The sequence below is a fragment of the Staphylococcus sp. GDY8P67P genome (genome assembly GCF_017892545.1).
Taxonomy (GTDB): Bacteria; Bacillota; Bacilli; order Staphylococcales; family Staphylococcaceae; genus Staphylococcus; species Staphylococcus ureilyticus.
Genome location: NZ_JAESLH010000004.1, coordinates 491884 through 500305, shown reverse-complemented (window position 1 = coordinate 500305; position 8422 = coordinate 491884). Strand labels below are relative to the sequence as shown.

Here is an 8422-nt window from a genome sequence, read left to right as displayed (position 1 = left end):
AATTATACGGACTTTATCAAAATTAATCGTATATTCATTAGTTATCACGATGCTATTTTGGGCTATGAGAACTTTTGTTGATGCACCAGAGGCTTGGTATTTAAATTGGTTATGGCAACGAGAGGGCTGGATGATATTCATAGGTTGGCTTAGTTATTTCTTACTAGGTTTTTATATGGGTTATTATTATGAAACGTTGATGGCCAACATACAAAAGTATACGAAATACATTGTGTTAGGAACTGTTATAGTGACGGTCATAACGCTGATCAATTACTTGTCGGGCTGGTTAACGCTAGTGGACTCTAAGCGTATTGATACACCAATCTATGTTACTATGATAATCTTAATATTCTTTCTAATATCGTCTTATGTTAAATATGTACCAAAATTTTTCATTTTAATCAGTAATTATTCTTTTTCAATATATTTAATTCATTACTTTATTGTACATAGGTTAGGGACATTACATGAACATCCTATATTCAATATCGTATTTACATTTACATTAACGATTACGTTCTCAATATGCATTGCTTATGTGTTTAACCAGTTTAAACTAGGCAAATATATAGTAGGAGGCATTGGGAACGTTAAGTATGATACGTTTTATCAAAGTTATAAAAATAACCTAGTAGATTAAAAAGGGGAGAATTGAATGGATAAATTAGTCTCGGTTATTATATCTGTCTATAATAAAGAACCATTCTTAAAAAAATGTATTGAATCTTTAATCAATTTAAATATGGAACAATCAAAATTAGAGGCAATCTTTGTTGATGATTGTTCTACAGATAACTCAGTAGCAATGATTGATAGTTATGCTAACCAGTATGATTTTATCCGATTAATTCAGTTATCAACGAATACAGGTAGTCCGTCAGAACCAAGAAATATAGGTATTAAAGCGGCAAAAGGAAAATATATTGCCTTATTGGATGCAGATGATTGGTTAGATACTGAAGGGTTTCCAAGATTTATGGAAAAAGTTAATAGTGATGATGCAGAGTTAGGCTTAGGACAAAGCTACAAACATACGAATAAAAGTATTACGTATCATGCTAAATTCACATCCTATAAAGATGCATCAAATTTGGTTCCACAAGATATTGAAAAGATTTTTAGAGCAGTAGGGCCACCGGGTAAAGTATTTAAACGTGATATTGTAATTAATAATCAGATTCAATTTGAACATATGAAATTTGGTGAAGATAAATTATTTTTCATCGATCTTATTTCTAAGATTCAAAACATTACGATGTCTACGATACCTGTTTATCATGTGAACAGATACGATGAAAATCAATCACTTGTGAAAGAGACCTCAGTGGTAGATAAAGCTTATTTGAATGTGGATATAACCAAACGTATTTGTAAAATGAATATATCCGAATCTCTGAAAAAAATGATGTTATCAAGAATGGTGGAAGTAGACTTCTTTAGAAGGTTGTTGCATACAAAGACGTTTTTAAAGTCTGATAATAAACAAACGTTCTATGCTATTTTTGATGATGTAGAACAGATGCTAAATGAATATGGTTATGATATGAAGGAATTTATTAGTAACAAAAAATTTATAGCTATGTATACACTTTATCATCAAGAAGATAAGGAAGCTTTTTTAAATTTTACAGAAGCACTTGTTTATGGTTATTGGCGTTATTATATGAAAAAAGATGCAATTTACATGAAAATTGACAGTAATTGTGCTATTTTAGAACCAACACCAGTGCGTTGTTATCCAGTGTATGAAGGTACACAAATGCTAAATGGTGAATTATATGAAGTGATTAAAGTATTGAAACCAGAAAACGTTCAAATCAATGGTGTGAAATTAATTGAAATTAATAACGCAATGAACGTGTATCATGTTGATTATGTGTATAAAGATAAAAGCATTTATATACCCCAGGAGCAATTTAAGCAATCGAAAGAGATAGATGTTAACCTCGGTGTCGAATTTGGTGAAACGAATGATATCGCCTTAGTTTACGCTTCTTACCCGAGTAATAATGACATTTATAAAATGAAACGACAAAGCTTCAAGTTAGAGTTCGTCAATAAGTTGAGGGAAAAATACAAAGGAAAATATTTCCTAACGGCATCAGAACCATTGATGACGCTTAAAAAAACAAATGTATATCGTGATATTGAATTTGAAACGAAGCTCATGAGTTTAAATCCAGGTATGAAAGTAGTGCCTAAAGATGTTCAGTTCACATCAAATGGTACACCTAGATTAATTCTTGAAGATGATAGTGTGATCACAGCAAATAAAGATTTTGTGGCACAGATTCACATGGACAACCATCATAAATATATTACAGATGTTCCTAATGAGATTAAAATTAAAAAAGTTTGTAAGTTATATCATTCTAGAATATTCAAAAGTGAGCCATTGGAAACACTTAAAGTTGGAGACACGATTAGTATCGCTAATATTGCTTATACGAATAAATCAACACCACGATTAGTTACACAAGAAGGAAATTACTTAACAGCAAATAAAGATTTTGTTGAAGTTATAAAATAATATTTAAATCATGAATATATTTAAAAGGCTACTAAATAACCGGAAGTACTGGTTTTAGTAGCCTTTTTTGTTAAGAAAAAGTATAGGCGTTGGTCAAGTTAATACGTTGCTTCACGATTCAAGTAATTAGTGTGATTACTTACAAATTTTGATTTTTTAGGTACTGGGACAATGTAGTTTCCATTAGGAATTTTAATAAGTAAATTAATAATTATCACGGATATAGCAACTATAATAATAAATGAAAAACTGTATAGTAATAGGCTGTCTCTATTATCAAAAACAGGTATTTTCATTACGACCCATTTTACTAAAGGATGAACTAAATAAATCCCCATAGAGTAATTACCGATTAATGTTAGTATCTGCATGATTAATTTACTTTTTCTGACAATAAGGTAAAAATAAATTAAAAATGCTAAGAAAAATGGAGTATATAATAAAAACATTGGATGGGATGATGTCACAAAATGATCTAAATCAATAAAGATTAAAAATGAAATAAAAATGACTAAAATAGAAGGTAATAATAAGGTTTTATACTTTCTAATCCCCATATTTATCTCTTCATAGTATTTAGCGAAAATGATTCCTAAAATAAAATAAGAAATCCAATTGAAAATAAACGCTCTACTCATAACAAAAGTACCTATAACTGGTATATCAATTGAAAATTGTTCGTAGTTTAACTGCCAGAATACAGTGAGTATTGTAGAGAAAGCGTATGTTAGTAATAATGGTAAGCCTTTTTTAATTTTTTGTAAGACTGGAAATAAAACATAAAACTGAAGAACGGTAAGTATAAAATATAAATGGTAATTTCCAGTTCCAAATAAATAATATCCTATAAAGTTTTTATTGCTATCTAAGTTTACTTCAACAACCCCTAAGTAATATAAATAAACAGTTGTCCAAATTATGTATGGTACAAATATTTTAGTGAATCGTGATTTTACAAAATAGTTTAAATCAAAACCACGTTTCAAGACAGAGTGCGTTAGTAAAAAAGCACTAACAACTGCGAAAACAGGAGTGCCGAGTCGACCAATTTGACTAATGTATCCTGCAGTAATTGCCATAATCTGACTGTTTTCGTTATTTATGTACGAAATAGATAGATGAACAAATACAATAAATAGCGTTGCAATAGACCTAATAATAGGTATTTCTTCAATATACTTCAAAATGCTCCCCCTCAAAAAATAAAAATACACACATCCATTTATTATATAGCATACTGTTTGTTTAATCTAGAAGGTGTATACGAAAGATTATCACTAGGTTATGCCGTATTCATATAAAACGAAATATGGGTTGAAAGCTAAAGCAATTTATGATGAAGTAAGAATGATTAGCGTAAGAGAAAATGGATTATTTAACTTTAAAGCAAACTATTGAAAATGTACTCAAATTATATGAGTGTATAGCTATAGTTAGTAACGCTAAAAATAAAAAGTAAACCACCTTATAACAGGGCGGTTTACTTTTTGGAGTAATCATTAAATTAAAATTTTATTTTGAACTATATGAAACGCCGCGTTCTTTATATACACGTTTAACAATTTTCAAGGCGTTTAACACTTTTGGAAAACCTATATATGGTAATAAATGCATAATAGTTTCTGAAATTTCTTGAGGCGTTAAACCAACTGTTAGTGCTACATTAATGTGCAGTTCCAGTTGTGGTTCTGTATCTAGCGTAACAAGTGCGGATATCGTACTAATTGCACGTTGTCTATAATCTAATCCTTCTCGAGAATAAATATCTCCAAACGCAAATTCAGTAACATATTTCCCTAAACCCGGGGCTACATCTCCTAATTCTTCTTCAATATTTGCATGCGTTGGTATATTAGCGTTATCTGTTGCTGTTAAATCATCCATAATTTTTCGACCAATTTCATTACGATTTTGTTCCAATTGATACGACCTCCAATAATTATTTATATCTTTATTATAAGGACGTACATTCTATTCGTTAAGTTCATAATATGAATAATGACTATTACTTTAATTCATGTCGTTAAGTTGTGATTGGCTAAATTCTATAAATGCTTGCAATGGTGGTGATATGGGCTTTTGCTTTTTAATTAAGAAATTCACATCCATAGTCAATGCATCATTTATGATAGGTATAGTTTGAATATGCTTTAAATTCAATAATTTCAAAAGAGAATAGGGCATGATTGCTACACCTAAATCTTCATTAACCATAGACAGCATAAAATCCCATTGTGCGCTTTCAAAAATAATATTTGGTTTAAAATCGCTTTTGTAACATTCGTATATGAACATTTTGCGTAGTTCAAAATCAGAATCTAGTGAAATTATTTTTTCATTTCTAAGCTCAGATATTTCAACTGATTCCTTTTGCGCAAATGGATGTTGGTCGTTTACATAAAGTACTAAAGGATCGCTAACTAAAGGCAGTATTTCTAAATTTTCGTCATTATCTAATTTCATAGATACTGCTATATCGATTGAACCATCAAGTAACTCATTTTTAATTTTATGTGCACCAGCTTCTGTAATGTTGATTTCAATATTAGGATACAAACTATTAAAAGATTTGATTATTTTAGGAAAATATAACGTACCTGTAATCGGTGGTATACCAATATTGATATGCCCCTTTTTTAAATTTTCAATATCAAATAGTTCATTAGATATATTTTCTAAAGATAATAACACTTGTAAACCTTGTTGATATACAACTTTTCCTGATTCTGTAAGCTCTATTTTTTGATTAGAACGATCAATTAGCGTTGTGTTTAACTCATCTTCTAAATTTTTCAACACTTTACTTAACGTTGACTGAGATAAATATAGTGATTCTGCAGCTCGAGAAAACCCTTGATGATCAATGACAGCTATAAAATATTTGAGTTGTCTTATATCCAAAAACATCACTCCTTCACACAAAGTTATGAATTTTATTCATATATATAATTCCTTTTATATATTTTACGCATAACGGTGGTCATATTACAATAGAAGTATACTAAAGATCAATAAATAAAGCGGAGGCATTTTTTATGAAAAGAATAGGTTTTGTTGGTTTAGGTAATATGGGGACTGGAATGGCAATCAACTTACAAAAAGCTGGTTATCAAGTATTAGCTTATGATTTAAATAAAGACAAAATAAAAGAACTAGAAAACGAAGGTATTGTTGGTTGTGATTCAATCAAAGAAGTAGTAGATCAAGTAGATGATGCAATTATAACTATGGTAAGAAATAGAGAACAGACAGAAAGTGTAATATTTGGTGAAGATGGCGTAACTTCTGCAAATAAAAAAGGTATTACTGTCGTAGTTATGAGTACTTTAAATCCAACGATTATGTCTGAACTTGAAAAAGATGTATTAGACGCAGGGTTCAATATTATCGATGCTCCAGTAAGTGGTAGTTTATCAGGAGCAGACAATGGTAGTTTAGCCATATTTGCTTCAGGTAAAAATGAACTTAGAAAAACATTACATCCATATTTTGAAGCTATGGGTAAACATATTTTTGATTTAGGAGAAGAAATTGGTGCAGGGCAGGCTGCTAAACTTGCGAACAACCTTTTATTAGGTATTAATATGGTGGGTATTTCTGAAGCGGTTAAATTTGGTGATAGTTATGGTTTAGAAGAGTCCGATATTCTTAAAATAGTAGAAGTTAGTACAGGCAACAGTTGGGCGGCTAACAACTGGGGTGAAATAAAAGAATACAAAAATAACGGTACTTTAGATGCAATTTATAAAGATTTAACTTCTGTGATTTCAGAATCGACTAAACGTAAAACTTTTGTACCAGTAAGTGGACTTGTACTAAATGTATTGCACAATTCTATGGATAATGAAAATTAATATTGTATTTCAAAATAAAGACTAAATTCAATAGTCTTTATTTTTTAATGCTTCATGTGAAAAAAATAACAAAGTTAAGTAATTAAAAGTAAGGAGTCAAATAAATAATGAAAACGAAAGAACGAATATGGTCGAAAAACTATACTATGATGTTGTGCGTCAATTTTTTACTAATGTCAATTTTTTATTTATTGATAGTTACCATGGCATCATTTGCTGCAGAAAAATTTAATGCTTCAGCATCAATTGCTGGTTTAGTTTCAGGTATTTATATTATAGGAACTGTGTGTGGTAGATTATTAACAGGTAATATCATCAATAAAGTAGGATCGAAAAAAATACTAATTATCGGTTTAATCGCATTTGTGCTTACTACGTTATTGTATTTTGTAAGTTTAAATATCGGATTATTACTATTTAGTAGATTTGTAAATGGTTTTGCGGTGGGTATTGCAGCAAACGCTGTAGGAACAATCGTTGCACAAATCACACCCAATTCACGTAAAAGTGAGGGCATTGGTTACTTTAGTATGAGTTTATCAATTGCTACAGCCATCGGTCCCTTTTTAGGATTAATTTTAAATCAAAATTTCTCCTATTCTGTAATCTTCATTTTATGTTTTATTTTAGCTATTATTTCCCTTTTAATTGCAAGTATGACATCTATCCCAAATCAAAAAAATTCAGGGCCAGAATCAACTAAATTAAATAAATGGCATATTTCAAATTTTATTGATTTAAAAACGCTACCTATTGGTATTTTAATTTTACTGTTTGCTTTAGGTTATAGTAGTTTGATTTCTTTTCTAAGTTTCTTTGCAGAGCAACGAGATATTGTAAGCTATGCAAGTGTATTTTTCATTGTGTATTCAATCGTTGTTCTGATAACTAGACCAATTACAGGAAAAGCAATGGACTATAAAAGTGCAAATATCATTGTATACCCATGCATTATTTTATATTTTATCGGTATGGTTTTACTTGGTTTTTCAGCATCAGGATATCTTTTATTAATTGCTGCGGTATTTATTGGCTTAGGTTATGGTAATTTATTTTCAGCACATCAAACGATTGCTGTTAAAGTTGCAGAGCCTCAAAATATAGGTTTAGCAACCTCAACATTCTTTATTTTCTTTGATTTAGGCCTCGGATTTGGTCCTTATTTCTTAGGATTAATCGTACCGTTTTTAAATTATGCAGGTTTATATATTGCATTGGGCATATTGATGTTATTATTAATCATCCCATACTATTTATTTTATGGACGCTATGATTATAAATACTTTTAGTCAAACATTTTTAAAGTATAACTTTTTTGTTAATTGAATTACTATTTATAAAAAGCAACGTACAATGTCTTATTGTACGTTGCTTTTTAATTCGTTTTTACTATAATAGAAATTTTTCACTTATAATTTTCTGAAGGTTAGCATGTTAGATTAGGTTTTGTTTTATGGATTAAAGTTAGCGTTCTTTTCGTATGCTTTTACGTCTGAATAGGATGAATATAACACCAAAAATTGCTGCGACTGCGCCAAATAATGGATTTGCTTTATCTTGTAATTGTCCAGTATTTGGTAGTTGATTTTTATCAGAATAATCGGTACTTTTTTTAGTCACATCTGTTTCTAAAGTGGGATACATAAATTTAGATGTTACGTGATTATTTGAGTTATAAACCATATTTGAAATAGAATTGTAGTTCGAATTATGGAATTTTTCCGGATTACCTATTAAATCACTGTTGTTGAAAGTGGCTAAGCCTTTTGTATTATTGGAAATGTTTGAGTTATTCATTAATTCAGATCTATCTGTATTATTTAAATAATCTAGGTTACCTGGGTTATCCGAATTGTTTAGGTTATCCAGATTGCTAGGATTGTCCGGATTATCTGAGTTGTCTGGGTTGTGAGTATTTTCCGGATTATCCGGGTTGCTAGGATTATCCGGGTTGCTAGGGTTATCCGGGTTGTTAGGATTATCCGGGTTGCTAGGATTATCTGGGTTGCTAGGATTATCCGGGTTACTAGGATTA

Annotated in this window: 8 protein-coding genes; 4 read left to right on the top strand and 4 right to left on the bottom strand. The window is 30.1% G+C overall.

The genetic code is table 11. From position 1 onward, the window contains the following. Together KA833_RS02315 and KA833_RS02310 are read left to right on the top strand one after the other, a co-directional pair. A partial coding sequence (locus KA833_RS02315) for an acyltransferase family protein (protein WP_210139445.1) occupies nucleotides 1-643 on the top strand: 643 nt, incomplete at its 5' end. 15 nt (nucleotides 644-658) lie between these two features. Further along, nucleotides 659-2533, top strand: a complete 1875-nt coding sequence (locus tag KA833_RS02310) for a glycosyltransferase family 2 protein (protein WP_210128252.1) — start codon at nucleotides 659-661, stop codon at nucleotides 2531-2533. 98 nt (nucleotides 2534-2631) lie between these two features. Here KA833_RS02310 and KA833_RS02305 read toward each other — a convergent pair whose 3' ends face one another. The 3 genes from KA833_RS02305 to KA833_RS02295 form a co-directional block, all read right to left on the bottom strand. Further along, a complete protein-coding gene (locus KA833_RS02305; protein ID WP_210128253.1) occupies nucleotides 2632-3717 on the bottom strand; it encodes an acyltransferase family protein in 1086 nt (361 codons plus the stop codon). A 328-nt stretch (nucleotides 3718-4045) separates the two neighbouring features. Beyond that, nucleotides 4046-4453, bottom strand: a complete 408-nt coding sequence (locus KA833_RS02300; protein WP_210128254.1) for a carboxymuconolactone decarboxylase family protein — start codon at nucleotides 4451-4453, stop codon at nucleotides 4046-4048. 90 nt (nucleotides 4454-4543) lie between these two features. Then, a complete protein-coding gene (locus tag KA833_RS02295; RefSeq protein WP_210128255.1) occupies nucleotides 4544-5434 on the bottom strand; it encodes a LysR family transcriptional regulator in 891 nt (296 codons plus the stop codon). A 134-nt stretch (nucleotides 5435-5568) separates the two neighbouring features. Here KA833_RS02295 and KA833_RS02290 point away from each other — a divergent pair, with 134 nt between their 5' ends. Continuing rightward, complete coding sequence (locus KA833_RS02290; protein ID WP_064210022.1) at nucleotides 5569-6387, top strand: NAD(P)-dependent oxidoreductase; 819 nt, start codon at nucleotides 5569-5571, stop codon at nucleotides 6385-6387. 107 nt (nucleotides 6388-6494) lie between these two features. Then, nucleotides 6495-7676 (top strand): MFS transporter, encoded by a 1182-nt coding sequence (locus tag KA833_RS02285; RefSeq protein ID WP_210128256.1) that lies wholly within the window; start codon nucleotides 6495-6497, stop codon nucleotides 7674-7676. Nucleotides 7677-7851: 175 nt separating this feature from the next. On the opposite strand, the gene KA833_RS02280 is transcribed toward KA833_RS02285, so the two are convergent. After that, the coding region (locus tag KA833_RS02280; protein WP_210128257.1) for an LPXTG cell wall anchor domain-containing protein at nucleotides 7852-8422 on the bottom strand (571 nt) is incomplete at its 5' end.

Coding starts and splice junctions, on each gene's coding strand:
- KA833_RS02310 (WP_210128252.1), top strand. CDS start 659: ATGGATAAATTAGTCTCGGTTATTATATCTGTCTATAATAAAGAACCA.
- KA833_RS02290 (WP_064210022.1), top strand. CDS start 5,569: ATGAAAAGAATAGGTTTTGTTGGTTTAGGTAATATGGGGACTGGAATG.
- KA833_RS02285 (WP_210128256.1), top strand. CDS start 6,495: ATGAAAACGAAAGAACGAATATGGTCGAAAAACTATACTATGATGTTG.